Origin of the sequence: Solimonas fluminis, assembly GCF_002930645.1 — a bacterium.
Taxonomy (GTDB): Bacteria; Pseudomonadota; Gammaproteobacteria; order Nevskiales; family Nevskiaceae; genus Solimonas_A; species Solimonas_A fluminis.
This window is the reverse complement of sequence record NZ_PSNW01000002.1, coordinates 454,446-479,512: the sequence shown is the minus strand read 5'-3', so window position 1 is coordinate 479,512 and position 25,067 is coordinate 454,446. Positions and strand designations below refer to the sequence as shown.

22 protein-coding genes are annotated in these 25,067 nt (G+C 61.8%); 2 read left to right on the top strand and 20 right to left on the bottom strand.

Annotation, left to right across the window (positions count from 1 at the left end; all coding sequences use genetic code 11):
- Window positions 1-13: 13 nt before the first annotated feature.
- The 5 genes from C3942_RS06070 to C3942_RS06050 all read right to left on the bottom strand — a co-directional run bounded on the left by C3942_RS06070 (window position 14) and on the right by C3942_RS06050 (window position 4,121).
- The gene (locus C3942_RS06070) at window positions 14-946 is read right to left on the bottom strand and encodes a TraB/GumN family protein (protein ID WP_104229463.1); all 933 of its coding nucleotides are present in this window, start codon (window positions 944-946) and stop codon (window positions 14-16) included.
- 1 nt (window position 947) lies between these two features.
- On the bottom strand, window positions 948-1,631 hold the full coding sequence (locus tag C3942_RS06065) for a 2-hydroxychromene-2-carboxylate isomerase (RefSeq protein ID WP_104229462.1): 684 nt from the start codon (window positions 1,629-1,631) through the stop codon (window positions 948-950).
- Window positions 1,624-2,376 (bottom strand): tRNA 2-thiocytidine(32) synthetase TtcA, encoded by a 753-nt coding sequence (gene ttcA, locus C3942_RS06060; RefSeq protein WP_104229461.1) that lies wholly within the window; start codon window positions 2,374-2,376, stop codon window positions 1,624-1,626. The genes C3942_RS06065 and ttcA (C3942_RS06060) overlap by 8 nt, the downstream gene beginning before the upstream one ends.
- A 376-nt stretch (window positions 2,377-2,752) precedes the next feature.
- Window positions 2,753-3,355: an NADPH-dependent F420 reductase gene (locus C3942_RS06055; RefSeq protein ID WP_104229460.1), complete on the bottom strand. Its 603-nt coding sequence runs from the start codon at window positions 3,353-3,355 to the stop codon at window positions 2,753-2,755.
- Between the two features lie 16 nt (window positions 3,356-3,371).
- A complete protein-coding gene (locus C3942_RS06050) occupies window positions 3,372-4,121 on the bottom strand; it encodes a 3-oxoacyl-ACP reductase family protein (RefSeq protein WP_104229459.1) in 750 nt (249 codons plus the stop codon).
- A 114-nt stretch (window positions 4,122-4,235) separates the two neighbouring features.
- Between C3942_RS06050 and C3942_RS06045 the strand changes: the two genes are divergently transcribed.
- On the top strand, window positions 4,236-5,165 hold the full coding sequence (locus C3942_RS06045) for a LysR family transcriptional regulator (RefSeq protein WP_104229458.1): 930 nt from the start codon (window positions 4,236-4,238) through the stop codon (window positions 5,163-5,165).
- 302 nt (window positions 5,166-5,467) lie between these two features.
- Here C3942_RS06045 and C3942_RS06040 read toward each other — a convergent pair whose 3' ends face one another.
- On the bottom strand, window positions 5,468-5,863 hold the full coding sequence (locus tag C3942_RS06040) for a hypothetical protein (RefSeq protein WP_133164243.1): 396 nt from the start codon (window positions 5,861-5,863) through the stop codon (window positions 5,468-5,470).
- A 117-nt stretch (window positions 5,864-5,980) separates the two neighbouring features.
- On the opposite strand from C3942_RS06040, the gene C3942_RS06035 reads away from it, so the two are divergent.
- Window positions 5,981-6,334 (top strand): helix-turn-helix domain-containing protein, encoded by a 354-nt coding sequence (locus C3942_RS06035; RefSeq protein WP_104229456.1) that lies wholly within the window; start codon window positions 5,981-5,983, stop codon window positions 6,332-6,334.
- Between the two features lie 46 nt (window positions 6,335-6,380).
- Here C3942_RS06035 and C3942_RS06030 read toward each other — a convergent pair whose 3' ends face one another.
- The 14 genes from C3942_RS06030 to C3942_RS05965 all read right to left on the bottom strand — a co-directional run bounded on the left by C3942_RS06030 (window position 6,381) and on the right by C3942_RS05965 (window position 25,021).
- Window positions 6,381-7,331 (bottom strand): metallophosphoesterase, encoded by a 951-nt coding sequence (locus tag C3942_RS06030; RefSeq protein ID WP_165797348.1) that lies wholly within the window; start codon window positions 7,329-7,331, stop codon window positions 6,381-6,383.
- 649 nt (window positions 7,332-7,980) lie between these two features.
- Window positions 7,981-11,055 carry an efflux RND transporter permease subunit gene (locus tag C3942_RS06025; RefSeq protein WP_104229454.1) on the bottom strand — a complete coding sequence of 1,025 codons (3,075 nt, stop codon included), beginning with the start codon at window positions 11,053-11,055 and terminating at the stop codon, window positions 7,981-7,983.
- Complete coding sequence (locus C3942_RS06020) at window positions 11,052-12,203, bottom strand: efflux RND transporter periplasmic adaptor subunit (protein ID WP_207765986.1); 1,152 nt, start codon at window positions 12,201-12,203, stop codon at window positions 11,052-11,054. The genes C3942_RS06025 and C3942_RS06020 overlap by 4 nt, the downstream gene beginning before the upstream one ends.
- Entirely contained in the window at window positions 12,200-13,111 is a 912-nt protein-coding gene (locus C3942_RS06015) for an alpha/beta fold hydrolase (RefSeq protein WP_104229452.1), read from the bottom strand. The genes C3942_RS06020 and C3942_RS06015 overlap by 4 nt, the downstream gene beginning before the upstream one ends.
- Window positions 13,112-13,161: 50 nt before the next feature.
- Window positions 13,162-14,109 carry a PaaI family thioesterase gene (locus tag C3942_RS22215; RefSeq protein ID WP_165797347.1) on the bottom strand — a complete coding sequence of 316 codons (948 nt, stop codon included), beginning with the start codon at window positions 14,107-14,109 and terminating at the stop codon, window positions 13,162-13,164.
- A gap of 23 nt (window positions 14,110-14,132) precedes the next feature.
- Window positions 14,133-14,852: a transglutaminase-like domain-containing protein gene (locus tag C3942_RS06005; RefSeq protein WP_104229451.1), complete on the bottom strand. Its 720-nt coding sequence runs from the start codon at window positions 14,850-14,852 to the stop codon at window positions 14,133-14,135.
- Window positions 14,853-14,942: 90 nt separating this feature from the next.
- Window positions 14,943-16,190, bottom strand: coding sequence for a ferritin-like domain-containing protein (locus tag C3942_RS06000; RefSeq protein WP_104229450.1), 1,248 nt, complete (start codon window positions 16,188-16,190; stop codon window positions 14,943-14,945).
- Window positions 16,187-16,948 carry a MerR family transcriptional regulator gene (locus tag C3942_RS05995; RefSeq protein WP_207765984.1) on the bottom strand — a complete coding sequence of 254 codons (762 nt, stop codon included), beginning with the start codon at window positions 16,946-16,948 and terminating at the stop codon, window positions 16,187-16,189. The genes C3942_RS06000 and C3942_RS05995 overlap by 4 nt, the downstream gene beginning before the upstream one ends.
- Complete coding sequence (locus C3942_RS05990) at window positions 16,945-17,943, bottom strand: ferredoxin--NADP reductase (RefSeq protein WP_165797346.1); 999 nt, start codon at window positions 17,941-17,943, stop codon at window positions 16,945-16,947. The genes C3942_RS05995 and C3942_RS05990 overlap by 4 nt, the downstream gene beginning before the upstream one ends.
- 489 nt (window positions 17,944-18,432) lie before the next feature.
- Window positions 18,433-19,290 (bottom strand): tRNA 2-thiocytidine(32) synthetase TtcA, encoded by an 858-nt coding sequence (gene ttcA, locus C3942_RS05985; RefSeq protein ID WP_104229448.1) that lies wholly within the window; start codon window positions 19,288-19,290, stop codon window positions 18,433-18,435.
- A gap of 7 nt (window positions 19,291-19,297) precedes the next feature.
- Entirely contained in the window at window positions 19,298-19,777 is a 480-nt protein-coding gene (locus C3942_RS05980) for a cytochrome P450 family protein (RefSeq protein ID WP_104229447.1), read from the bottom strand.
- Window positions 19,777-21,888: a hypothetical protein gene (locus C3942_RS21985; protein WP_133164242.1), complete on the bottom strand. Its 2,112-nt coding sequence runs from the start codon at window positions 21,886-21,888 to the stop codon at window positions 19,777-19,779. Before C3942_RS21985 ends, C3942_RS05980 begins: the two co-directional genes overlap by 1 nt.
- Window positions 21,888-23,741 carry a hypothetical protein gene (locus C3942_RS05970; RefSeq protein WP_133164241.1) on the bottom strand — a complete coding sequence of 618 codons (1,854 nt, stop codon included), beginning with the start codon at window positions 23,739-23,741 and terminating at the stop codon, window positions 21,888-21,890. Before C3942_RS05970 ends, C3942_RS21985 begins: the two co-directional genes overlap by 1 nt.
- Window positions 23,738-25,021 (bottom strand): tyrosine-type recombinase/integrase, encoded by a 1,284-nt coding sequence (locus C3942_RS05965; RefSeq protein ID WP_104229444.1) that lies wholly within the window; start codon window positions 25,019-25,021, stop codon window positions 23,738-23,740. Before C3942_RS05965 ends, C3942_RS05970 begins: the two co-directional genes overlap by 4 nt.
- Between the last annotated feature and the right edge of the window lie 46 nt (window positions 25,022-25,067).

The window sequence follows — 25,067 nt, the reverse complement described above, 5'->3', positions numbered from 1 at the left end:
GCCGCCAGGTCCTTCAGCGCAGCCGCGCCTGCGGCGGCAGCGCCCGCCGCGGCGACCCGGCGGCAGCCTGGTCGGCCTGCTGGATGCGGTAGCCCTTCTGGCGCAGCAGCGCCACCAGCCCGTCGGGGCCGTAGAGATGTGCGGCGCCCACGACCACCATCTGCGGCTTGTCGCCGTCCATCGCGGCCTGCAGCCGCGGCAGCCAGGCGCGGTTGCGCGCCGCCAGCAGCCGCTCGTAGACCAGCGGGGCACGGGCCTTCAGCTGCCCGGCGACCTGTTCCAGCGCCTCGGCGTCGCCTTCGCGCCAGGTGCGCAGCAGGTCCTCCGGCTCCGTGCCGGCCTCCACCAGCTCGTCCACGGTGGCGGAGAGGAACTGCTCGGACTGCGCCGGCGTGGTGTCGATGAACAGCGCCAGGTGCGCCTGCGGTTCTTCCAGCCAGCGCACCGGCTTTTCGTCCTGCACGGCACGCTGGAAGAACTGCTGGTCGATGCCCAGGTCGGCACGGAAGCCTGCGTGCTGGTAGCTGAACAGTTCCAGCGACAGCGCACAGAACCAGGCGCGGAAGGGCTCGCAAAGCGCCATCGGCATGCCGACGTCGGCGGCGCGTCGCACCAGGCGCTCGTAGAGGGCAGGCGCGACGCTGGCCTTGAGCGGCTTCTCGGCCTTGGCCGCCGCCAGCAGCTTGGCCTGCATCTCCGGCGACGACAGCGCGGCGATGTCGCTTTCGAAGATCAGCTCGGCGGAGCGCAGGTAGGCCTGCTCCAGGCCGTCGGGCAACTGCCCGGCGTCCTCCGGCAGCAGGTGGACCGAGCCCAGCAGGTAGTGGCGCGCCTTGCCGCCCTCGACCTCCCACAGGAAGGGAGCCCGCGAGGGTTCCTGGGCCAGCGCCGGCAGCGCGGCCAGCAGGCCCAGCAGCGGCAACAGGCAGCGGCGGATGATGTTCATGTCAGCGAGGCCTCTGCGCGCTCGGGCGCACCTGCAGCCAGGCGGCGTGCTCTTCGCGCGTGCCCAGCGGATCACGGCCCTGCAGGAACAGGTCCATGTATTCCAGATCGTCGAATCCCCAGAACAGTTCCGCGTGCCCCGGCGCCTTGCAGACCCGCATCGCCGGCACGCCGAAGACCCCGGCGGCGACCGCCGCTTCGGTGTTGCGCCGCAGGCGATCCTTGGCCGGCGCGGAGGCCGCTTCGCTGAGCCAGGTATCGGCGTCGACACCGGACTCCGCCAGCACCGAGCGCAGCGCCTCGGCCTCGCTCACCGGCCGGCCCTCGGCCCAGGCGGCGCGGAACAGGGCGTCGATCAGCTTCAGGCGCTGGTCGGCATCCTGCCCGCAGCAGGCCAGGCGCAGCGGCAGCAGGGGATTGAAGGGATGCGAGTGCGGCGGCGCCAGCGGGATGCCGAGCTGGCGGGCCTTGCGCAGCACGTTCCAGATCATCCACTGGTTCTTGGCCGGCACCTCGGCCGGTCCCTTCTGGCCATGGGCATTGAGCAGGCCGGCGAACAGCACCGGGACCGGCTCCAGCGCCAGGCCATGCCGCCGGGCCAGCTCGGGGATGCGGTTCCAGGCCAGCCAGGCGTTGTGGGAGATGAAGTCGAAGAAGAAGTAGAGGCGGCCGGGGTCGTCAAACATGGCCGGACTCGTCGCCGGCTTCGGCGCCCGGCATCAGCCAGTCGCCGCCGCCGCGGCTGTCGCCGCCCAGGCCGGCGAAGTCGAACAGCTTCGGATCGGCCAGCTGCGAGGGCGCCACGTTGGTCAGCGACGCGAAGACCTGCTCGATGCGCGCCGGGTGCTCCTTCTCCCAGCCTTCCATCATGCGGCGCACCTGCTTGCGCTGCAACTGCTCCTGCGAACCGCAGAGGTTGCAGGGGATGATGGGGAACTGCTTGAGCTGGGCGTAGGCGGCGATGTCGCGCTCGCGGCAGTAGGCCAGCGGGCGGATCACCACGTTGCGGCCGTCGTCGGATTGCAGCTTGGGCGGCATGGCGGACAGCTTGCCGCCGTGGAACAGGTTGAGGAAGAAGGTGGCGACGATGTCGTCCTTGTGGTGCCCCAGCGCGATCTTGGTGTAGCCGTGCTCGGCGGCGTAGCTGTACAGCGAGCCGCGGCGCAGGCGCGAGCACAGCGAGCACATGGTCTTGCCTTCCGGGATCACGCGCTTGACCACCGAGTAGGTGTCCTGCTCGATGATGTGGTACGGCACGCCCAGCGACTTCAGGTATTCCGGCAGGATGTGCTCGGGGAAGCCCGGCTGCTTCTGGTCCAGGTTCACCGCCAGCAGCTCGAACTTCACCGGCGCCTTCTGCTGCAGCTGCAGCAGCATGTCCAGCAGGGTGTAGCTGTCTTTTCCTTCTATCGGATATAAATCGTTCAGCATATTAATAAATGCATGAATAAATTGATGTATCCGATGGCAGCCGATTTGTTTCTTGTAGCCGAATCGGGCGCTGCCGGGCTAAAGCTGATTCGACTGGTTTCGATGAGCTTGGTCTCACAGCGAACCGGGAGTCTCGGTCTTCAGTGTCGTTCAACGACTCTGGCGCCGCAACCAGCGAATCGTCTGCCCCACGCCAGCCGGTCTGCGCATCGGCCCCCTAGCAAATGCGCACTGACGCCAAGACGCTGCGCATTTACATCAGCCAGTTGCTCAACGGCATCAGCTTCCTGCTCACCCTCCTCCCTGAGCCTGCGCACCCTTGACCGCAACAAGCGGGCGCCGATCGATGAAGATCGGCGCCCATCTTAGGGCTGCCTCAGCCGAACTTCACCAGATTGTGCGTAGGCAGCGACCCACCCGGGAACTGAGCCAGCCGGCCACCCACCGCCAATGGACCGAGGTCCATCGCGAAGAAGCCGAGCCGGTCGATGAGCGCAGTCACCTTGGCCTTGGCCGCTGCATCGTCGCCCGACACGAACAGCACGCGCCGTCCACCCTCAGCCCGAGGATCACCTGAAACCAGCGCGGGCTGCAGGTGGTTGAAGGTCTTCACCACCTTCGCGCCCGGAACGAGGTCCGAAAACACCTCGCTCGATACACGGCCATGCAGCTCGGCCGGCTGAAACAGCGGCGCCTCGATCGGATTGTTCGCGTCGATGACGATGCGACCATCCCAGTCCGGCAGTCCCTTCAGCGCCTCCGGCAGCTTCGACCAGTTCACCGCGACCAGGACGATGTCCTTCGACGCCGCTTCCTCTCGCGTCCCCGCCATGATCGAGGGCCCGAGTTCCTTGACCAGTTGCGCGAGCGATTGCGGGCCGCGGCTATTGGCGAGAGTGGCCTGGAGGCCGGCGCGCGCCAGCGCGCGAGCAAACGCCGAGCCGATGCTGCCGGCGCCGATGATTCCGATAGTGCTCATGGAGGTCTCCTACGTATCAGGCAGTAAAGCCGCCGTCAGCGACGATGTCGGCACCCGTGACGAAGGAGCCGTCCGGTCCGGCGAGGAAGGCCACCACGCCGGCGATCTCGCCCGGCTGACCGTAGCGGCCGAGCGCCAGGCCCGGGCCCACGATCTGCGCGACGGGGCCAGTGGCTGGGTTCATGTCCGTGTCCGTCGGACCGGGATGGACCGTGTTGACCGTGATGCCGCGCGGCCCGACGTCACGGGCCAGGCTGCGGTTGAAGCCCGACACCGCGCTCTTGGTCAGTGTGTACACGGACGCGGTACCGAAAGCCGCATAGCGCGTCATCGAGCTGCCGATGTGGATCACCCGGCCGCCTTTCTTCATATGCCGCACGGCCTCCTGGGTCGCCACGAACACGCCGGTGACGTTGACATCGATCATGCGCTGGTAGTCCTCCAGCTTGTACTCGTCGATCGGCGCGTTGATGGCGATACCGGCGTTGTTCACCAGGATGTCGATGCCGCCCAGCTCCGCCACCGTCTGGCGCACCGAGGCGCGCACGGCTTCGGCGTTGCCCGCGTCCGCCTGGATGGCAACAGCCCGGCCGCCCGCCGCCTGGATCTCATCCACGACGGCCTGCGCCTTGTCCGGAGACGCGCTGTAGGTGATGGCGACGGCGGCGCCATCGCGGGCGAGCCGCTTCGCGATGCTGGCGCCGATAGAGCGTGAGCCGCCGGTGACGAGGGCGACCTTGCCGCTGAGGGGGAGCTGCTGGTTCATGGTGAATCTCCTGCGGGGTTGGAAAGTGAGGCCAGTCTCCCAACTTGATTGACCCTTGATTAGTGGGTAATGATTGGTTTCATTTATTACTTTTGATTGAAAATAGGGCGAAGCATGGAAACGCTGGCCAACCTGGAGTCCTTCGTCCGCAGCGCCGAGAACGGCGGCTTTTCCGCCGCCGCCCGCCAGCTGGGCCTGACGCCGGCGGCCGTCAGCCGCAACGTGGCCATGCTGGAACGCAATCTCGGCGTGCGCCTGTTCCAGCGCAGTACACGCAAGCTCACGCTTACCGAAGCCGGCGAGCGCTTCCTGGAAACGGTCCGTGGACATCTGCGCGGACTGCAGTCGGCCATCGCCGATGTCTCACGGGATGACGAGGAGCCGGCGGGGGTCCTCAAGGTCAGCATGGCGCTGACGTTCGGCATGGATTACCTGCTGCCCTTGCTGCCGGAGTTTCTGGCGCGCTACCCGAATATCCGCATCGACTGGGACTTCGAGAATCGCCAGGTCGATCTGATCTCCGAGGGTTTCGACGCGGCGATCGGGGGCGGCATCGAGCTGGCGCCCGGCGTCGTCTCCCGGCCGCTGGCTCCGGCGCACATCATCGCGGTGGCTTCGCCCGCGTATCTGGCCGGAAAAGACCTGCCCACCGATCCCTCGGAACTGCTCAAGTTCACCGGCATCGGCATGCGGTCCGTCCGCACCGGGCGCATCCGTAACTGGACCATGCGGAATGTCGCCGGCCAGGAGATGGCTGCGCAGACGACCGATACGCTGGTGATGAACGATCCCGAGGCGATGTGTCGCAGCGCGCTGCTCGGCCTCGGCGTCGCACTAGTCGCGGTGCCGCATGCCTCGCCGCACTTGGAAAGCGGCAGGCTGGTGCGTGTCCTACCGAAGTGGTACGCGGACGCTGGCCCTATTTCACTGTACTACGCGACGCGGACGATGCTGCCAGCCAAGACCCGTGTTTTCGTGGAGCATGTGGTAGAGGCGTTCAAGAAGCAGCGGCTGGCACAGCGGTTCGCTGGAAGTCTTGGTTGAAGGCCACAGCGCAAGTGACTCGCCTTGGATATGTCTTCCGCTTTGGTAATCCCAACGACAATCGACGCAGTAGATATCGTTGTCAATTCAGATGGATCGAGAACACTTTTCGCTGCTTCGCCGTCAGAAGGTAGTGCGCAAGTCTGCTGGTGTCGCCGCGCGAGTTGGCTGGCGTTTTGTGCGCAACGAGATGGCGTTCTGTAATATCCCGGGGCACGGCAGCCAAGCAGCTCTTTGATTGTGGTTGCAAAGCCATCCCATGCGGGAATGTCGTGCCCTCTGGGCGATGGCACAGCCCAGCATCAGGACCAGCGCCGCCCGATGATATCGGCGGCGTCATCAGGCGTCGCCGAGCCGCTTCGCCGGCTTACCCGGGCATGGAAGGTGGGCGCATGCTTATCCAGGAAGCGCGTCATGGGGCCGCGAAAGCGGAAAACATCGGCGGGAATGTCTACGCCCAGGTGGCGAGCTATGGTGCCGGCAAAGCGCACCTGTCGATCCGTCGGCGGCTGCAGGTCGAAGTCCAACGTATGGGCAACAGCGTCGGCCACAACTGTCGACACCCGACGGAATAGCGCGTCGCGGCTTACTTTATCCGCAATGCGCTCCAGCTGGATCGCAAGCGCCTCGGCGACATGCTCAGGCAGCACAGCCCTAAGCTCTAGTTCGCCGCTATCCGGATGGAGACACAGATGCATGGTGTCGCTGCGGCGCGGAAAGCGCGGGCCTTGGGATATTGCAATTAATGAACACTATAGATTGTAGCTCTATAGTGTGCAAGAAACTAAATAGGTGGCTCCTCTTCGGGAGCCACCATGAAGCTTGCAGGCGCGTTTGCCGAGTCCCTTCGCAAGGTTCGCCTGTATGCGGACCTCAGCCAGGAGGACTTCAGCGATGTCTCGAGTCGAACCTATATCAGCAGCCTGGAACGGGGGATGAAAAGCCCGACGCTCGAGAAGGTGGATGCCCTCGCCGGAAAGATGCGTGTCAGCCCGCTTTCCCTCTACGTGCTGACCTACGCCATATTCACGCGGACCACGCCCGCCGCATTGCTCAGACAGGTGAGCGACGAGGTATCGCAACTGCAGGGCAAGGCACCGAACGCTGATAGGATTAGGCCCTCTCGTGGGCGTATCAATGTAGCCGGGGGGAACCCACGAGGTGGATAAAGCGGACCGAGCAGGACACTCAGACGTCTGCATCGAGGCTGCGAGATCAATGATCTCTTGATTTTTCGTTGGCCACTTGCAGTACCGCTCGCTCCGAATCGCTCAGCCACGATAGGTTAGGGAGCGTGGTCGGGATACTCGCGTACTCGGTCACGGGCATATCCGGCTCGCGTCGAGGATCGGGCACCTGCCAGTAGTACCCCGAGAGCAACTCGACCAAGGTCAGTCGACCATCCTCCATACCGGCGCCGGTGTCCAAATGCAGACGATTTCGCGCTAAAAGCGGCTGCCTGGAGGCCAGGGTTGTATGCCCGGAGACCAGCAGGTCAAGCCCCAAGACGGGGCACGTCGCCAATTCGTGCTCGAAGCGAGTCGCTGGCGGATACAGGCGGTGGATGTCCTTTTCGATGTCAGGGATGGAAGCAATGCCAGCGGCGATCGTCGTGCTTCGATCCCAGAGAATTCGTCTCTGAAGACGGCCGTATCTCTCGTACAGGTCTGATCCATGCTCGTGCATGTCGCTAACATCTGCCCAGGTCCATTCGTTGGGTAGGCCGGCATGGACAATGCCGACCTTGCGCCCATCCGCCAGGAGAATTTCAAAGGCCAGCGGCAGACGGCTTAGTATCTTCTCCATGCGTGCCTGATCGTTATTGCCAGGCCGCAAGGGATCATTCGGACCGAAGTACTCGCACATCGAATAGACCAGGCCTCGTTCCGATGAAATGGCGCCACGATAGGCCCCCATCTGCATGGCTTCGTGATTGCCCATGACAGCATAAAACCAAGGCTTTTCCGCCAGCCGTAGGCACTCAACTGACGAAGGCCCGCGGTGCACCAGGTCTCCGACGGAAAACAAGCGATCCTGTCGGGGGTTGAAGCGGACCTCGAAGAGCAACCGGTTCAGCATCTCCAAGCAGCCGTGGAGGTCCCCAATGCAGAAATCTCTTCCCATTGAGTTGGGCGGCAAAGTGATGAAAGGCTTTTCGAACAGCATATGGGGTGCCATTTACCAATGAATACTATAGGGTTCATATTGTACCGGCAGTTCCCCCCTTACACAGCCCCGACCGAGGCGCAACTGAGCTAGGGACTGCCGCCCTGCGGCGGCAGTGCGCTCGTCGCAGAACTGCTGAGTCGACCTTAATGGCGGTCCGCGGTCACCGGCGGTGGATCAGGATTGAACAATCCTGCGTTCCCCCAGTAGGCACGGTGGCGATGCAGAATCCAAGGAAGGATCGCGATTCTGGCCTCCCTTTTTTCTACAGTCCGCCAGCTTGTTGCGCAGCTGCTTTCAGCGAAACTGCGCAGTGGCTCCATGGGAGCTGAATGACGGCTTCCGTGAAGCTGCGCAGGAAGTGCGAAGAAGAACTCCCCCTGATGGTCCGCGACAGGTTCTAAGCCCCAACGCGGGCCCGCTTGAAGCCCCACGCCGGGGTGTGGTGCATGCCTGCCTAGTTTCGGAAGCTGAGCAGGGCTGCTACGGCATTGCGCATGGAGAGTCTTCGCAAGATTGGGTTTCGGTCGTTCGCTGCTGACCGTAACGAGAAATTGGAATAAAAGCTGCGGAGGTCTCCGTTCAGGCATCATCAGCGAAGCTCTATCCGTAAATGTTGCCGATGTGGCCGAGTCTCATGCAGACATCTTCAAGCTCCTTTTGCATAGGCGGGCGTATCTCGGGTGGGGAGCCGATACCAGAGCGCGTAGAGCGCGGGCACAAAAAGCAGCGTGATCGCCGTCCCGACGATAACGCCGCCAATCAGCACCACTGCCAGCGGTCCCCAGAAGCCGTTGAAGGCCAGGGGAATGAATGCGAAGGCAGCAGCGGCGGCGGTCAGAACCACCGGCCGTGCGCGTCGAACGGCGGCCTCGACGACCGCCGCGTAAGTGCTCATCCCGTCGGTGAGGTTGTCGGACACCTGCTGGGTGAGAATCAGCGTGTTGCGCATGAGGATGCCCGCCAGGCCGATGATGCCCAGCGTGGCCACGAAGCCGAAGGGCATGCCTGAAAGCAGCAGTGCCGCGACCGCTCCCATCAGACCGAGCGGTGCAGTAGCCAGCACCATGAACATGCCTGAGAAGCTGCGCATCTGAAGCATGATGAAACTCATCATCAACACTACAACCAAGGGTTGCAGCTTCTGGATGGCAGCATTGGCTGTTTTCGAGCGTTCGACCGAGCCGCCGATCTCGATGCTGTATCCGTCCGGCAATTCCGATCTAAGTGGCTCCAGCGATCGCCATACTTCTGCGGTCACGTCATTGACTTGCGCCCCTTCGATATCGGCATGTACAGGAATGTAGAGACGCCGGTTGTACCGCCGCAGCACCGGGTCCTCGAAGTCCACCACGAAGTCGCCGAGCTGCGCAATTGGAATCTTGCGCCCTTCGCGCGTCTTCAGTTCCAGCGAACCGCCGTCTCGACGATAGGCCTCAGAGCCACGCACGCGCAGCTCGACGCTGCGTACGTCTTCACGAATGATCGTCGCGGTGCTCCCGTGCAACTCCCCCTGCATTTGCTCGGCCACGTCGCGTGGTGTCAGGCCGATCAGGCGCAGGCGTTCGGCATCGGCACGTAGCCTGATGGTGGGCACCCGCTCGTCCCACTCCAGATGGGTCATCCGCGTGTTGGGGTGTGCAGCCATTGCGGCTCGCACCTTCTCCGCGATGCGGCGCAGCTCGACAGGATCATCGCCAAGCACGCGCATCGTCACCGGCCAGTCAACCGGCGGCCCGTAACGCAGCCGGGAAACGCGCACCATCACGCCAGGGAAAGCTCCGCCGTCGATCTGGGCCTGTAGCCGGCTGATGATGGTCTCGCGCGCGGCAACGTCTTCGCTAATCACCAGCACACGGGCGAAGGCTGGATTGGGCAACTGCGGAGACGCCGAAATGAAAAATCGTGGTGCTCCGGCACCGACGTAGGTGGAGTGGCTTCGGACGCCCGGCATCTTGACGAGCTGCGTCTCGACCGCCCGCGCCACAGCATCGGTGGCGGCAATCGAACTGCCTTGCGGCAGGTATATGTCGATCAGCACCTCTGGCCGATCCGAGGGTGGAAAGAACTGCTTTTCCACCAATAGGATCATGCCCAGCACCGACAGCACCAGCAGCACCACAGTGCCACCGACGACGGTGCGGCGACGGTGCACGCACCATTCGATAACCCCTCTCAGACGGCGATATCCGGAGGTGTCATACAAGCCGGCCCCACCGTGCTGTGCAACGGTAGCTGCTGGCGGCGGCAGCAGGCGCGCGCCGAGATAGGGGGTGAAGGTGACGGCCACGATCCAAGACAGCAGCAGGGCAAAGGCCAGAACCCAGAAAATGCCTCCGGCATACTCGCCGGTGCTCGACGCTGCAAAGCCGATGGGCACGAAGCCGGCGATGGTGACCAGTGTCCCGAACAGCATCGGCGCGGCCGTGCTCGTCCAGGCGAAAGCGGCCGCATGCAGACGATCAAGGCCCTCCTCCATTTTTACCAGCATCATCTCGATGGAGATGATGGCGTCATCCACCAGCAGGCCGAGCGCAAGGATCAGCGCACCCAGTGTCACAAGGTTGAGATCGTGTCCGGCGAGGTGCATCAGGAAGAACGTCAATCCCAAGGTCACTGGCACAGCGATGCCCACCACCAGGGCAGCGCGCAGGCCGATTGCCACCGCGCTCACCAGCAGCACCACGCCGACGGCAATGAAGAACTTCAGCTGGAAGAGGCTGACTGATCGGTCGATTGACTCGGCTTGGTTGGTAAGCCGGGTTAGATTGATGCCCAGTGGCAGTTGGGCGTGTTCTGTGGTCAGGAATTTGTCCAGCGACTTGCCGAGTGTCAGACCATTGAAGCCGGATTTCATGACCACTCCGATCAGCACCGCGTCCTCACCGACCGCGCGAACGAGGTAACTCGGAGGTTCTTCGTAGCCGCGATGGATGGCGGCAATCTCATCCAGACGCAGGATGCGCTCGCCGATGCGGATCGGAAGCGCCAGCAGATGCTTGATGTCCGAAAGGTCGGCGTCCACGCGGAAATAGATGCGCGGTCCGCGGGACTCGATCAGGCCAGCCGGCAACAGGTGGTTATGGTCTTCGAGAGCAGCGAAAATCTGCTCCGGCGGTATGCCCAGATTGAGCAATCTGTCGTTGTCGATATCCACGTAATAGCGTTCGGGGCGCTCCCCCAGCAGCAAGGCCTTGTGGACTCCGGGAACGGCCTGCAGCCGGTCGCGGATGGCTTCAGCCTGACGCAGAACCAGCCGCTGCGGCAGGCCGGGTGCGGTCAGCGACAACAGGCAAAAATAGACATCGCTGAAGTCTTCATTGACGATGGGACCGATGGCTCCAGGCGGTAGTGTTCGCGCTTCCTCCTCCATCCGGCGCCGCACCTCGTAACGCAACTGGCGGGCACGCTCGCTACTGATGTAGTCCTGAAACTCGACCATGAGGTCCACCCGGCCGGGGCGGATAGTGGTGTCGACGTGATGGACTTCGTCAACCTCTTGGATACGCTTTTCCAAACGTTGCGCGACCTGATCGCGCAGCGTTGCGGCGTCGGCCCCAGGCCACAGCGCCGATACCACCATCACCTTGAGCGTGAAGCTGGGGTCCTCGGCGCGCCCCATGCTGAAGAAGGTGTAGGCCCCGACGGCGAGCGACAGCAGCAGGAAGAAAAGAGTGACCGCGCCCTCGCGCACAGAAAGTGCGGATAGGTTGGGAAGCCTCATTGCCGCCGCTCGCGCACCGCCATGCCAGGTCGCAGCAAATTCCCGCCGACAGCGACGATGCGCGCCTCCGGCGGCAGTGAAGTCTGCACACGTGCGGTGTCTCCTTCAAGCGTAAGCACCCGCACCGGAACGGGCTCCACACCGGCGTTGGTCATACGCCAGATTCGAGGACCTTCGCCGCGCTCGTCAACGGCGGAGAGGGGCACGCGATAGACCTCTGCTGTGGCTGCTTGGTCCACTTTCTGTCCTGGCTCTGGTTGCGGAACGTCGAAGCGTGCACGCACTACGGTGCCCAGCGGCAATTGCGCGGCTTCTTGCGGCAGCTGATAGCGCGCACGCCAGGTGCGGCTGATGGCATCCGCAGCACCTGCTGCCTCGCGCAGGGTCAGCTTGAGTGTCGAGCTGTCATCCAGCTGCAGCAGGCCGCTCGCAGGCGGGCGCAGCCGTTCGGGCAGAAAGACTTCGACCTCGTGTAGGGCCCCGCTGGCTAGACGACCAACGGGTTCGCCGGCGGCGACCACTTGGCCTGGCTCGCCGGTGACCTCGATCAGCACACCGTCTTGCCGAGCGGAGATACGCGAATAGCCGAGAACATTGCGCGCCTGCTGAAGCCGGGCTTTTGCGGCCTGCTCCTGCGCGCGCGCTTGCTCGTCCGCCACCTGCTCGCGTTGCAGCGCCTGGCGACTGATCGTGCCTTGCGCTGACAAGGTTTCTGCGCGAGCCAGGTCGGCACCACGCAGGCTTCTTGCGGCCTGCGCGGAGGCAAGGTCCGCTTCAGCAGCACGCATGGACTGCTCGAAGTCCTTCGGATCCAACCGAAAAAGCGGCTGACCAGCCACTACCTTGTCCCCGGCTTCGGCGAGACGCGCCGCGATGCGCCCACCGACCTCAAAGGACAGTAGCGTCTCGAAGCGTGCGCGCACTGTGCCGGACACGACCACTGCTGTGCCTGAAACAGGCTCTAGCGCCACGCTCAAAACCCATGGAGCGGGCTCGGTGACGGGTTCATCGCTGCGCTTACAGCTCATGAGCGCACCACATAGGAGAGCCAGCGACATCGCGAAAAGATGGCGCGCAGGAGATGCTGCATCGTTGGGAGATGAGGAGACCAGCGGATTCGGCGAGAGGCGGATGGCTTGCGTTCTCATTGCGTTTGGCCGTCTGTCTGCGCGCGCGTCCCGGCTTGCTGCGCCAGCAGGCGCCTGATGGCGTCCGCGACCGCCTGCGGATGCTCCATTGGCAAAAAGTGCGTCGTGTTCGTCACGGTAGTGACCTCGGCAGCCGGCAAGACAGTCCTCAAGCGCTGACGCGCGGCCGGCGCAAAGGTCGAAGCATGCGACGCGCTCAGTGCGATGACGGGACAGCGCAATCGGCGGATGTCTGGCCAGGCGTTGTGCTCGGTATGCGTGAAGGTCGCGCTCTCCCAAGCCGGTGCGCAGGCCAGGCGAACACCCATGTCGTCATCCACGAAGCCGTGCTCGACGTAAGCATCCAGCCACGGCGCTGGCCAACTGCGGAAGCCGCCTCTCCCGCGATATTTCTCGACGGCCTCGGCGCGGGATGCAAAATGCGCGCGGCGGCGCGCCGCCCCCGCAGCTAAACCGAAGCGGTGCGATTGCCGCAGCAGCTTGGCGGTGCGCAGCTGCAAACCCTGCACGCGGTCGAGGATCACCGGCTCGGCCAGCACCAGGCCCTGCACACGCGCTGGCAGACGGGCAGCCGCCATGATACTGGCGGTGGCGCCAATCGAATGGCCGGCCAGCCAGACTGGCTCTTCCTGACTCTCGACCAGCGCGCAGAGGTCATCGTAGTAAGTCCGCCAGCCACGGAAGCTGCTTAGTGCGCCCGCTGCCGCGCTGGCACCGTGGCCGCGCATGTCCCAGGCCAGCACGTTGAAGTCTTCGGCCAGCGTATCGAGCAAGGGGTGATAGGTGCGACCGTGGAAGCCGGTGGCGTGTGCCCAGTGCAGCGTCGGGCGACCGCGCTGGTGCGGCCAGCGCCAGACGGTGATCTCCTGGCCATCCGGTGCGACGATGGCAACGGGTTCAACGCCCATGCGACCGGCATGCGCATCGCTACCCAAAGTCATTGCTTCGGCAGTCGCGGTCACGCGGATGCCTCCGCCGCAGAGGGTTCCGCACTGGCGGTGGACGAATTGAGAAGAATCTGCACGCGGCCGGTTGCCACCGGCACGCGATCCTCCGACTGCCAGCAGACGACCCTGGCCAGCACGGTGCGTCGGGTGCGGCGAACGATCTCCGCCGTGGCGTAGGAGTCCACCGTCCGCGCCGAACGCAGATAGTCGATGTCGCAGTTGAGGATCCGCAGCGCGCTGTTCTCGCCCTGGCCAGCTCCGACGGCCACGCGCGCGGCCTCCTCGATCAGACCACCCAGCACGCCACCATGCAGGGCAGGAATCTGGATATTGCCGATCAGCGCTTCACGGAAAGGTAGATGCAGCCGCAGGCCATCACTCCCACCAAGCACTTCAACGCCTAGATACTGCGCGTAGGAGCGGGCCGGTTTACTGAGGTTCGGCGCCGGAGTGGCCGTCTGCAGCAAGCTCGCAGGCCGTGTGTCGAGTGGCGGCGCGGCGTCAAAACGCCGGCCCCGGGTGCTACGCATGAAGGTGGCATCGCCCGTGGCCAACTGCTCCCGGCTGCCTTCGGCATGCACCAGGCAACGCACGAAAGCCACATCGTCGGTAACGGCCTCGCATCTCGCATCGACGACCAGAGCATGGTCGCACGGCGCGGGCCGCAGGTAGTTCATCCGCAGGTCCAGCGTGGCGATTGGCGTCAGCGTCCGCGTGGCGGCGAATACGGCCAGGCCGGCTGCGGAGTCGGCGAGCGAATAAAGCACGCTGCTGCATATCGATTCGCCGGGTTCATCCAGAAAATGAGCTTGCGGCACCAGACGCATACAGGCCTGCGGCCCTTCTGTTGGCAGGATCGCCATGCCGAGGTCGCGGCTGTGCGGGACGCGCTCACAGAAGAAGCGAGCAAGTGCGACCGGATCGCCCAGAGAGTTGAATCGGGCGTCGGTGGCCGCCATGCTGTCCTCAGGAATGTCAGGCCTCATCGATCGGATGCGACTTCGCTACGCACGTCATCGTCGAAGTTTGACTCTTCGAGACGGCTCATCTGGCTGTAGTGCTGGCGGAAGGTCGTCACCATGCTGGCGAGCGGAACGTCGTCGAACTCGCCGCGCATCGACAGGTATTCCATGTGGCGGTTTCCGGCACGGTCGAGGGGGTGATAGATCGAGTCCTCGCGGCCGTCGAACTCCAACGGCAGCAAGCCGAAGCGTTCGCACAGCTCGATGTTGAACGCCGGCGTCGCCTTGACCCATCCGCCATCAAGCCGGATCGAGGTGTAGCCATGCCAGTAAAAGATATCGGTCTTCATCGTCTCCCGCAGACGCGCCGTGGACAGGTGATTGCGCACATCGGCAAACCCGACTCTGGCGGGGATGCTCAAAGCCCGGCAGGCGGCGGCCAGCAGCACGGCCTTGGTTACGCACCAGCCGTGTCCGGTGTCTAGCACGCGACTGGCCTTCATGCCGTAGGGGGTCAGATCCAGCTGATAGGGGTCGTAGCGGAAGCCGTCACGAACGGCGTAGTAAAGCGCCACGGCCTTTTCACGCATGGGCTGGCCTGCTCTTTCATGCGCTTGCGCGAACCGTATGACCGCAGCGTGGTCGGAATTGATGATGGCGGTGGGACATAGCGCCCCGGAGATGGTTTGCGTCGCGGCAGCGTCCTGGCAATCGCTGGGTCGAAGGGAAGCCGTGGTCATGGGAATCGGAATGGGAAGACGGGCGCGTGGATGCGGCGCTGCATACCCCATCGCTGGCGGCAGAGCCGTCGGCGATGGGGTATAGCCTATTCAAGCTGCCTCGCGGAGCTTCTCGATGGCCTGTTGGGCGAGCGCGTCATTGTCGCGCAGCAGGTCCTGCTCAGAGAGCTGGCTGGCGTTCTTGCCGCCGGCGTAGGCCATCAGGCCAGCCTTCTCGTAGTAGCTCTCCATGCGGGGCGAGAGCAGGCCGATGTATTGGAGATTCGGCACCAGGCGCTGGAACATGATGCTGCGGAACTTGGTCATGGCTGGCGACTCGGCCATCAAGCGGTTCCAGGTCGCGCGCGGAACGCGGTGCGCAAACCACTCGTCGTGGATTTCGTGGGCGAAGAAGCGGTTGCGCATCAGCATCGCCACCTCGAAAGCCCAATCCTCACGCTCGCGACGCTCCGAGGCAGAGAGGTTCTTGGTGAAGTGCTCACGAAGCGCCAAGACGCCATAGTGGACATGGCGGGCTTCGTCCTGGATCACGTAGCGGAGCAGGTTCTTCAGCAGCGGCTCGCCGGTCTGGTTGTACATCGTGGAAAAGGCACCCAGCGCGAGCCCTTCGACCATGATCTGCATGCCGAGGAATTTCACGTCCCAGCGCGAGTCGGTGAGCAGGTCATCGATGATGACGAAGAGGTTGTCGTTGACCTTGTATACACGCTCTATTTTGGTCTCCAGGTAACGCAGAAACACCTCCAGATGGCGCGCCTCATCCATCACCTGGGTGGCGCCATAGAGCTTGCCATCGACCCAACTGACGGCTTCCGTGCATTGCGCAGAGGCGTAGAGCGCGCCTTGCTCGCCGTGCATGAACTGCGACAGCATCCAGGCCGCGAAGTGGTAGTTGAGCTTCTGCTTTTCGGTAGCGTCGAGCTTCACACCCGCAGCCTCCAGCCCATCGAACGGCGCAAACGGCGTGTGGCCGAGGATGGGCGTTTCTGGATTCATCGGATCGACCTGCGTGCTCCAGTCGAGCTGCCATTCGCCGTCCCACTGGTTGGCGACTGCCCGGCGGTAAAGGTCATACATCTCGGGGAAGTCGGTGCCGTAGTTCAGGTCGAAATGCACGGCATGGCCGGATTTCATCGGCACGCAATCGTCGCCCTTGCCCTTGCGCTGCCAGAGGCCGCGGTAAGCTGAGGGCAACATGCTCGCCCCGACCTTGGGGTCGCGAATCTCCGCGACGAGTGAGATGTTCTCCATCGTCTGCGTGACCTTGTTCTGCATCTTGAGCGGCAGGCCGTTCAACATGCGGCCAAGTTTCAGGGCAGCGGGGGTGGCGGTACTCATACGGTTCTCTCCTCCTGGGACGGGGTCGTCTGCGCTGCGGAGGCCCCATACACCTCCAGCAGCGCCGAAATCATGCGTTCATGGCGGATCACCAGCAGCCGGTGGATGGCCGGGATAACGGTGTGCAACAGCGAATCGATCTCAGCCGGGCGCAACTGCTGAACGCGGTCCTTGAACAAAGCGACTTCGCGCTCGAACAGCAGCTTGGCGGCCTGATCGATGTAGCCGATGTCGCGAGGGCTGAAACCCTTTTCGGCGTTGATGCCGGCATCGCGCACCACGGTCCAGAGCCGCAGGCACTCGGCCTCGTCGGCGTCGAGCGCCTCGTTATCGGCAGAGGTGAGCAGCTTGATGTCGCGCAGCTCTTGCAGCTCGCCGGGGGTAAGGCCCAGCTCACCGGCAAGATCGCCTGCGGTCTTGCAGTCGCCGCCGGGCCTCTGCTGACGAAGGTCGTTGAGTCTCAAACGACGCAGGGCTTGCAGCGTGGCGAACTGGTCGGCACTGAACTGAAGTTCCGGCTGGTCGTCGAGAAGGCTCTTGATCGCCTTCAAGGGCAGCAGATGCTCCTCACGCAAGGAGCGGATCAATCGCAGACGGTGCAGGTGTTCGTCGCCGTAGAGGGCGGCGTTGTGCGCGGTCTTGCGGGCCGGTGGGAGCAGCCCTTCACGTAGGTAGAAGTGGATGGTCTCCCGGGTCACGCCCGAGCGCCGAACCACTTCGGCCATCCGGTAGGTGGACTCCGCGGCAGCACTCATCATGCTGTCTCCACGACGGTGATAGTCGCCTGACGATGCGGGTAGGCGCAGCAGGCCAGTGCGTAGCCGGCCTGGCGCTCGGGTTCGGTTAGGCAGTTCGGCGCGTCGGTGGCGACGTCGCCATCGAGCACCTTCACCTTGCAATGTCCGCAGCCGCCCATCGTGCAACTGAAAGGCAGCGCGACGCCCGCGCGCAGACCCGCCTCCAGCAGGGTTTCGCCGGGCCGCACCGTTACCTCTTTCTCTGCCCCCCCCACCCGGAACAGCACCGGATGCGGGTCCTTGGGATGCGGGCGCGATTCACGCGCGAAGGTCGTGAAACGCTCGCTGGCGATGGCCTGTGGCGGAACCCCGAGCGCGACGAGTTGGCGGCGCAGCGAGTCGTTGAAATTATCCGGACCGCAGAGGAAGTAGTGCACCGCAGCACCCGGCGCGGCATCCCGCAATGCGTCGCCGCCAATGCGCCCGCGATGGCCGTCCCAGCCCTTTTCGGGTTTGCTAAGGACGTAGCGGACGTCGAGGTTCTTGTTCCGGCGGGCCAGAGCATCCAGGCGCTCGCGGAACAGAATGTCCTGCTCGCGCCGGTTGCCATAGAACAGGGTGATCGGCGTGGTGCGGTGTTCCTGCCCCAGCAGCTGGTCGAGCATCGCCATCATCGGGGTGATGCCCGAACCCGCTGCAGCAAAGACGTAGTGACCCGGCGCTTGCGCTGGCAGAACGAAGTCGCCACTGGGGCCTGCGAACTGAAGCCAGTCACCCTCGCGCAGCCGCGCGTTCAGGTACGCCGACATCACGCCGCCCTCGACGCGCTTGCTGGTGATAGTCAGCGTGCCGTCTTTCGGAAGCTCGCTGAGGGAATACGCCCGCTTCACCGGCTTGCCATCGATCTGTGCGACCAGGGTCAGGAACTGGCCGGCCCGCACGCCCTCGGGGATGCCGTTGTCTGGAGCAAGCACGACGGACGCTGCACCATTGGATTCCTTGACGATGCGACGCACTTGCGCCCGATGGTGAAGCTGGTCAGGACGGACGAAACGAGCCCAGCGCTTGGCGCTCGGGCGAGGGCCCGAGGAAATCAAGACAGCGTGCTGGGTTGGAGCCTGGGCAATCATCGGCGAAGCTGAATCCTAGTGTGTAGTGTATAGATGCACTATACACTATACTTCATGCGCAAGCAAGTTCAGTACTTCGGGAGGGAGCTCGCGCTTGGGCCTTCATCTCGTCCCGGGCCAGAATCAGCAAATCATGATCTTGAAGCGCGTCCGCCGAGCCAGCTCTCGGTAGGAGGAAGTGGATCGTGTTTCGCCGCTTCTGCACTTACATCAGCAGGTAGTGCGCTAGTGCGCTTGCCCGTTACCTAGGCACCGCCTCGGCCTTGTACGGCGGCTTCTTGGCTCGAACGAGCAGGAAGGCCTGACGATTGGCTGAGCCGCAAATGTCCGCCGTCAAACGTCAGGCTCTCTCCTCATACACGCGCACCTGTCTCACTAGACGCTTTCGTCTGCCCCCATCTCTTCCCTCGAAAGCGAAAAGAAGTCAAACAATTCCCTGTCTGCCAACTGCGAGGGACGAATGTGCTGCATCGAGCGGAAGATGTTGTGCTTGCGCCGCGAATCTACTTTGTCCCACTCGTCAATCATCTTTCGCATTTGGAGTCTTTGCAGATTCTCCTGGGAACCGCAAAGGGTGCAAGGGATGATTGGAAACTTCATGCCGTCAGCGAATCTCTTAAGGTTTCGCTTTTCGCAGTACGCCATGGGACGTATTACTACGTTCCCCCCATCATCACTTTTCAACTTCGGAGGCATCGCCTTAAGCTGCCCGCCGAAGAACATGTTCAAAAACAGCGTTTCGATCATGTCATCCATGTGGTGGCCAAGCGCGATCTTCGTTGCACCAATTTCTTTGGCTACGCGATAGAGAATGCCTCGCCTCAACCGGCTGCACAGACCACACATCGTTTTCCCTTCCGGGACTTTTTCTTTGACGATGGAGTATGTGTCCTGCTCAATGATCTTGTAGGGCACACCAAGCGACTCGAAGTGCCGAGGAAGAACCTCCTCCGGAAAGCCCGGCTGCTTTTGATCCAGGTTGACGGCGATGATCTGAAAATCAATTGGCGCGCGCTTTTGAAGATCCATCAGCAATGAAAGCATTGACATTGAGTCAATGCCGCCACTGATGGCACACATTACAACGTCACCCTCGACAATCATGTTGTAGTCAACAATTGCGCGACCCATGTCTCGAATCAGCGACTCCCGGAGCCGCTCAAAAGTCTTCGACGTTGTAGGCACGAGCGACCTAAGGTCGAGAACGGGAGCTTCGGTGGTTACATTGTTCATTTTCTACTCACGTACTACCTGGGAATTGAATGAGCTTCTGGTCCTTTCGGGCCTGAAGCTGGTCGCGGGCGGCCCTCAATCGAGCGACATGCTCCTTGGCTCTCTGCAACTCTGCTGCTCCTTCGTGGACCCGGAGCATTAGGGTTGCATTGACGGAATCCGCCTCTGCGAGTTGCCTCTCGAGATCGGCCACGCGCTTACGCAGATCGGCGATGACGTTCACCGACGAGGTCTCGGGCGTTGCCGGCCGCATTTTAGCAAGAACCTGCTTGCGGGCATTTACATACTGCGAATCCTCAACGGCGATGAGACCACGCGCTCGGCCTGCTTCTTTCGCCACCGTAGAGAAATTAATCTTCAATCGATGTGCCTTGGCCCTGGCGATGAGGTCCGGATGCGTCGGGCTGCCAGCCTCCAAGCGCAGCAGGGCTTCCAGGAACTCCCTTTCAATCGCAGGGTCGCATTCCTCCCGCTTAGTGCGCCCCATCAGGTGTGCTCCATCTGAATGGAAATCCGTCTCAGTACTGATCTCGCTTGGGCGAGCCGTAGCTGCACGACGCGCGGTGGCTTTTCACCGACACGTTTCGATGCCAGCGCAAGCACTTCATGCGCATCGAGCCGTCGCTGCCAGTAGTCACGATGGTCATGATCAACATAGTAGTGACTGCACCCGGCGCAGACCGACGGCTCCCGGGTGGCCACGTTCGGAGCTTGATTGCTCCAAGACGACGTACCGGCCTTCTCATGACATTTTGCGCCGTCAGGGTTCAAGCCAATGAAGCAGTGCCCGTGGTCGGAGAACCAGATGCGCAGATCGTTCGTGACCACGTAGTCTCGAATGGCGCTGGTTGCTTCCTCCTCAGACTTTCCTTCAACTAGCACGGCAATCTGGCGTCGATGCTCCCTTAGCCGACCCGAGAAGAAGCCCGCCGAGGCCTGATCGTTCTTCGACCAAGCCCTGAAGAGTTCGACGGTTTTTTGAGTCCGGGCGGAGTTGATGTCTTTCAGAAGAACAATGTCGTTTCCGATGTACGCTTCCTCGGTCATTGCCAGGGACAAATGCTTGAACTGCTGTGCGATCGCAGGCGCCATGCGACTATCTACGCGCCACAGGTACTGAGCAAAGTTCTTACGCCATTGGCGAGGAGCGACACATCCTCCCATGGTGTCCTTGTACGCACTCAAATCCTCGCCACGAGCGCTAGTCGCCGGTAACGATGCCAGATCAACATTGCGTACGATGAACTCACGCTGGGCATCCCGAATCGAGTGAAGCTGCATCGGCGCGACTGCCGAGGCCGGCTCATCGAATGGGCGGAACCCCAGTTGAACGAACGACAGCAGCAAGGATGTGCGAACCTCCTCCGGCGCCCCTTCGCACTGCCGCCAAGGCCTGTAGAGCCTCTCAAGAATCTGGACGGCGCGCACAGGCGGCGGGATGTAATCAGAGCCCCTGGGCCGCATGCCGATCAGCCACTCTGTCTCTTCAGGCATCGGGCGAAGCTTGTAGGTCGTACCCCGCAGAAAGAACAGATCGTTCAGTCCCGTCTGGGACGTTCTGATGCTTATGCAGGAGGGAAGCTGGGATGCTTCACCAATCCCGGACTGGAAGCTTCCCATCTCACTGATCCGGACCCCGGATTCGCTTTGAATGACGTGTATGCAGGCATCTCGCAGATCATCGATGGTAGCTGATACCTTTCTCCCGACATTGAGATTCCGAACTCGCGGTTTGAAGAGGTTGCCGTCCCATGAAAGCTCTTCCTGCCGTTCTTTTATGGTTAGCCAAGGCTTGGTGTCGCCGATCAAGATGGACGACTTCCATTTCAACATCGACAATCGGGTGGATCGTATTCGACTCTGGGCGTTCCTTGATCGGTCCGAGTATCTCCAGGAGAAATGATCCTCGGCCAGCCGAATCACGTCATTTGCCATCGGTCCGATCCAGCGATGTGCCGCATTGAGAATGGAAAGGGCGACCTCCTCGGGGACCGGCTGGACGCGTTCATCGATCTTCGCATTGAGCCGTCGAGCCAACTCGCTGCCGGATAAGCCATCGAGAGGGGCCTCTGGAAGTGAGCCATAGCCTTCCTTCTCCATGTAGGGCTTCTGGGTCCAGAGTAGTTGTAGAACCGATACTGCAGTCCTGACGGCAGAAACTGATAACTCGCGCCCGTCCTTCTCAATCTCGATTACATAGTCCGAAAGGAAGTTCCATGACGCTGAGTTGGTAAGCTGACAGAGATCGGTGAAGTCGTGCTCCGCCATCCATCGAACTAACGGCCGCCAGATGAAGCTATGTCGATGAAGCGTTTGCGCCTTCTTCGGAAGTCCCTCCTGTGGAGCCTTGAGAAGGCTCCACACAAAGCATCGTAGTTCCTCGCGCAACAGCTCCCATCGGCTGTCGACAAATGCAGACCCATCAGGCATATCGAAGTCCCACTTTACGCTGCAGAAGCTGGCGTGCAGGTTCTTCAGCTCGGAGTCCAGAAACCAGACCTTGTCTGCCCATTCCGACCGTCTTGAGACCCTACGACTGTGTCTGGCATCAGCTTCATTCCGCTGCTGAAGCGTGTCTCTTGCGGCAGTGCTGTTCATTAGTCGATCGGCGGCAACGGTGTAAGAATGAGAATTTCGCTCTTTGCGAGGGTTTCCGGACGAAACTGGGGCAGCCAGAATTGATCAATCCGCTTCAATCTCGGCGCCCAAGTACTCAGCCATCGTTGAGCTGGAATTTTTGTCTGAGCATTGAGAATGAGCTCGCGGAGCTGGGTAACCCTCTTAGCGGATGCAGGGGAATCAATGTCGAGTTGAGCGTGGGGGCATACGGGGCATCCGCCATATTCCGTGCATAGCTTGCCGGCCACCTGCCCCACCATCGGGGAGTGGAATGGATCGAGACACCCCCAGCCAGGCGTTGCAGCGCCTACGTCGTGTGCATCATCTTGACTCGATCGAGCGTCGATAAGGCCGTCGGATTCAACCCACCGGCTGCGCAGCGCAATGCCGGCCCCGAGGCGCTCCCATTGTCGCTGTCGCTCCGCGTCGGAGGTGTAGGATCGATCGGTCGTGTCTCGGCTTCGGTGATTAGCGGCCACCTGCGAGGCACGAATGTCTCCATCAAAGAGGACGCGTACCTGTTCCAGCGAGCTGGGCCTCAGTTGCTTGAAGACGAACTGGTCAAGTCCATGGTCGTCGCAGAACTCCCGGATGGCGGCCCCTACAGAAAAACCTGTGACAGCACGGACTCCGGCCTCTTGTCCGTCAAGGAGCTTGTCGCTGAACAGAAACAGTCGGTCCTTACACCAAGGCTTGGCGCTCATACGTAGTCGCGCCGTCCACCTGATCAGCTGACCGTACATCGCATGCGGATTCGCAGCATCTTCCGAGATGCCGCATGTTCGGATTTGGGACCGCCTGGATTTGGTCTTGTAGGGATTGGCCCAGAATCGTTCACTGCCGAGCACCGACACCGTCCTGAAGTTGCTCACCTTTGCGTTTATCGCGGTAGAAGGGTTGTACGAAAAGTACATCGCGTACAACAGCAGGTAGGGCACGAGCTGGCGAGTTCGCGAAGGATAGAGGCTCTCAGCAAACTGTTTCACCACAGACGCGTTTGCTGCTCCGCCAAACAGGTAGTCGTACAAAGCCTTGTTTCGAAGCGACAGCTCCTCCCGGGTGCAGATGGCACCGGTGCCGTAAGCTGTCAGCAAAGCCCCGAGTGCTAGCGTCATGCTTTCGGAGAAGACGGCCGGCGTTTCCGCTTTCGCGGACACCTTGAAGAGTGCATATTCTCGAACCGCGTCAGCGCTCATGCGTTCGAATTCGGCGAACGCCATCCGCCGTGACACCACTTCCTCCACTGCGGCGATGTATACCTTTTCCCAGAATTCGTTATCCAGAACTCTCGTGGGCTCGTAGAACTTCTTGGGATCCGCCATCACCGGAATTCGAAGGCCCGGTGGGAATGAGCCTTTCCACAGCTCATGTCTGCGCATCGTACGGATAATCCCCGTGAGGGCGCGGTACTTACCTTTCTGGGTGCCCTTCTCCCAAACTGGCTTTCCGTTTTCTTCACGGCCGCACCACGCGAGAAACTCCTGAAGGAGTTCGGTCGTGATCCCTTCCACGGATATCGATTCTCTAGAGGTGTGCTTCAAGAACTCGATGAAACCGGTGCGCAGCGAAGTCCCGAGGACTGACCTCGTCTTTACTTCACTTCGACGCCCTATCAGCACAAACCCCTGCGAAAGAGCCTCCTGCAATTGAGGAACAGCCGCTAGAAAACTTAGATCGATCCGCTGTTCACCTTTGGATTCCAACGGCGTGGGAAAAGTGGCCGTCAGCACGAGTCCACTCGGATGCATCGCCAGCTCTGGGAATTTATCCTTGTAGGCGGACGCCAGTGTCGGCTCTTTAGCTCGTACTTGGTCGTAGCGGGTCGGCTTCATGCAGCAGATCGGATCGCATTGAAGTGCCGAACTACGGCATCCGACACCTGGCCCTCGAAGACTGCGCAGGGGCGCAGATAAATGGCCAGAGTCGTGGCTAGGCTCTTATGCCCTAATAGCACTTGAACGATTTTCCAGGGCTCATGAATTCCAGCGGCATACTCGGCGTAGTAACGCCAGATTGCGAAAGTGTGCCGCAGAGCATGGAAGGTGAACTGAGGCGCTTGCGCAGAATAGGCCGTGCCGGTTTCGGGATCAAAGCGCGGGGCTTCGATCACTCTGCCAGACCGAAGCACTGCCAGCCTGAACGCCCTGTCAATCGTGTCGTTGCTAATGGATCGGCCAGCATTGTGCTTTGCCGACACGCCGTTCACGAACAGTCGCTTGGCATCGTTAACACCTGCATCCGCAAGCCGGGCTATGGCTTCCACTCTTTCCGTATCAACGTATGTCCTAAGTTCTCTGATCAGCCAATTCGGCACCTCGACCTTCCGTGCGCGGAGGCCTTTGGTCTTGGAGATTGGCAGCAGGCAGGCTCCATGCTCGATTGCGTGATCTGGGTGGAGGTTCAGTATCTGAAGTAGGGTGAGATGAGAAATCTCATCCCTACGCATTCCGGTGTTTAACGCGAGCTCCGCAATTAGCCGGTCTCGGGAACTATCGCTTGACCACGTCTTCTCACTTGGCAACGGTCCAAGCTCTGCAAAGACAGCAAAGACATCTTGATGTGAAAGGGCTAAGACGTGATCGTCTTCGCCTGACGTTGCGCCAGGCATCAGAGTGCCAGCGTCCCTTACTTTCGCACGCACACCAGGCTGCTCAGAATTACTTGAGTAGTCTGTAGTGGAGAGGTCCACGGAGCAGTCAAGGATGCCTTTGGCACTTGCCCACGCGTAGAAGTTGCGAACTGAGCCGATGCGCTTCCTGATCGTCTTTCTCTTGTATCGCTCATGCGTGAGCGGCGATACAGTCTGCTCCATGATGTCTGCGTAGTATCGAATGTCAGTTTCATCGATGGCATCCCATGGCGTTTCGTGGGCTCGCAGGTAGGTCCACCAATCCTTGAGATCATTTGCGACGCTCAGCGCGCTGGCAGGCCGCTTCCGATACTTGTCGTGTACATAACGCAGCACCGGTTCCACAGGTATGCGCGACTGACGGAACACTAGGATGGGAAACCCGGGGGGCAGGGTCAGGCCGTCCCCGATGCGCTCAGTTGTCCCTTTGGAGAGCCTGACCGCCTTTACTACCTCGGTTTCCTGGTTCTCTGGCAACACCATTACCCCACGCCCTGAGACTGCTCAGGGGTGAAGGCTAGCACAACTG

Coding starts and splice junctions, on each gene's coding strand:
- C3942_RS06070 (WP_104229463.1), bottom strand. CDS start 946: ATGAACATCATCCGCCGCTGCCTGTTGCCGCTGCTGGGCCTGCTGGCC.
- C3942_RS06065 (WP_104229462.1), bottom strand. CDS start 1,631: ATGTTTGACGACCCCGGCCGCCTCTACTTCTTCTTCGACTTCATCTCC.
- ttcA (WP_104229461.1), bottom strand. CDS start 2,376: ATGCTGAACGATTTATATCCGATAGAAGGAAAAGACAGCTACACCCTG.
- C3942_RS06055 (WP_104229460.1), bottom strand. CDS start 3,355: ATGAGCACTATCGGAATCATCGGCGCCGGCAGCATCGGCTCGGCGTTT.
- C3942_RS06050 (WP_104229459.1), bottom strand. CDS start 4,121: ATGAACCAGCAGCTCCCCCTCAGCGGCAAGGTCGCCCTCGTCACCGGC.
- C3942_RS06045 (WP_104229458.1), top strand. CDS start 4,236: ATGGAAACGCTGGCCAACCTGGAGTCCTTCGTCCGCAGCGCCGAGAAC.
- C3942_RS06040 (WP_133164243.1), bottom strand. CDS start 5,863: ATGCATCTGTGTCTCCATCCGGATAGCGGCGAACTAGAGCTTAGGGCT.
- C3942_RS06035 (WP_104229456.1), top strand. CDS start 5,981: ATGAAGCTTGCAGGCGCGTTTGCCGAGTCCCTTCGCAAGGTTCGCCTG.
- C3942_RS06030 (WP_165797348.1), bottom strand. CDS start 7,331: ATGCTGTTCGAAAAGCCTTTCATCACTTTGCCGCCCAACTCAATGGGA.
- C3942_RS06025 (WP_104229454.1), bottom strand. CDS start 11,055: ATGAGGCTTCCCAACCTATCCGCACTTTCTGTGCGCGAGGGCGCGGTC.
- C3942_RS06020 (WP_207765986.1), bottom strand. CDS start 12,203: ATGAGAACGCAAGCCATCCGCCTCTCGCCGAATCCGCTGGTCTCCTCA.
- C3942_RS06015 (WP_104229452.1), bottom strand. CDS start 13,111: ATGGGCGTTGAACCCGTTGCCATCGTCGCACCGGATGGCCAGGAGATC.
- C3942_RS22215 (WP_165797347.1), bottom strand. CDS start 14,109: ATGGCGGCCACCGACGCCCGATTCAACTCTCTGGGCGATCCGGTCGCA.
- C3942_RS06005 (WP_104229451.1), bottom strand. CDS start 14,852: ATGACCACGGCTTCCCTTCGACCCAGCGATTGCCAGGACGCTGCCGCG.
- C3942_RS06000 (WP_104229450.1), bottom strand. CDS start 16,190: ATGAGTACCGCCACCCCCGCTGCCCTGAAACTTGGCCGCATGTTGAAC.
- C3942_RS05995 (WP_207765984.1), bottom strand. CDS start 16,948: ATGATGAGTGCTGCCGCGGAGTCCACCTACCGGATGGCCGAAGTGGTT.
- ttcA (WP_104229448.1), bottom strand. CDS start 19,290: ATGAACAATGTAACCACCGAAGCTCCCGTTCTCGACCTTAGGTCGCTC.
- C3942_RS05980 (WP_104229447.1), bottom strand. CDS start 19,777: ATGGGGCGCACTAAGCGGGAGGAATGCGACCCTGCGATTGAAAGGGAG.
- C3942_RS21985 (WP_133164242.1), bottom strand. CDS start 21,888: ATGAACAGCACTGCCGCAAGAGACACGCTTCAGCAGCGGAATGAAGCT.
- C3942_RS05970 (WP_133164241.1), bottom strand. CDS start 23,741: ATGAAGCCGACCCGCTACGACCAAGTACGAGCTAAAGAGCCGACACTG.
- C3942_RS05965 (WP_104229444.1), bottom strand. CDS start 25,021: ATGGTGTTGCCAGAGAACCAGGAAACCGAGGTAGTAAAGGCGGTCAGG.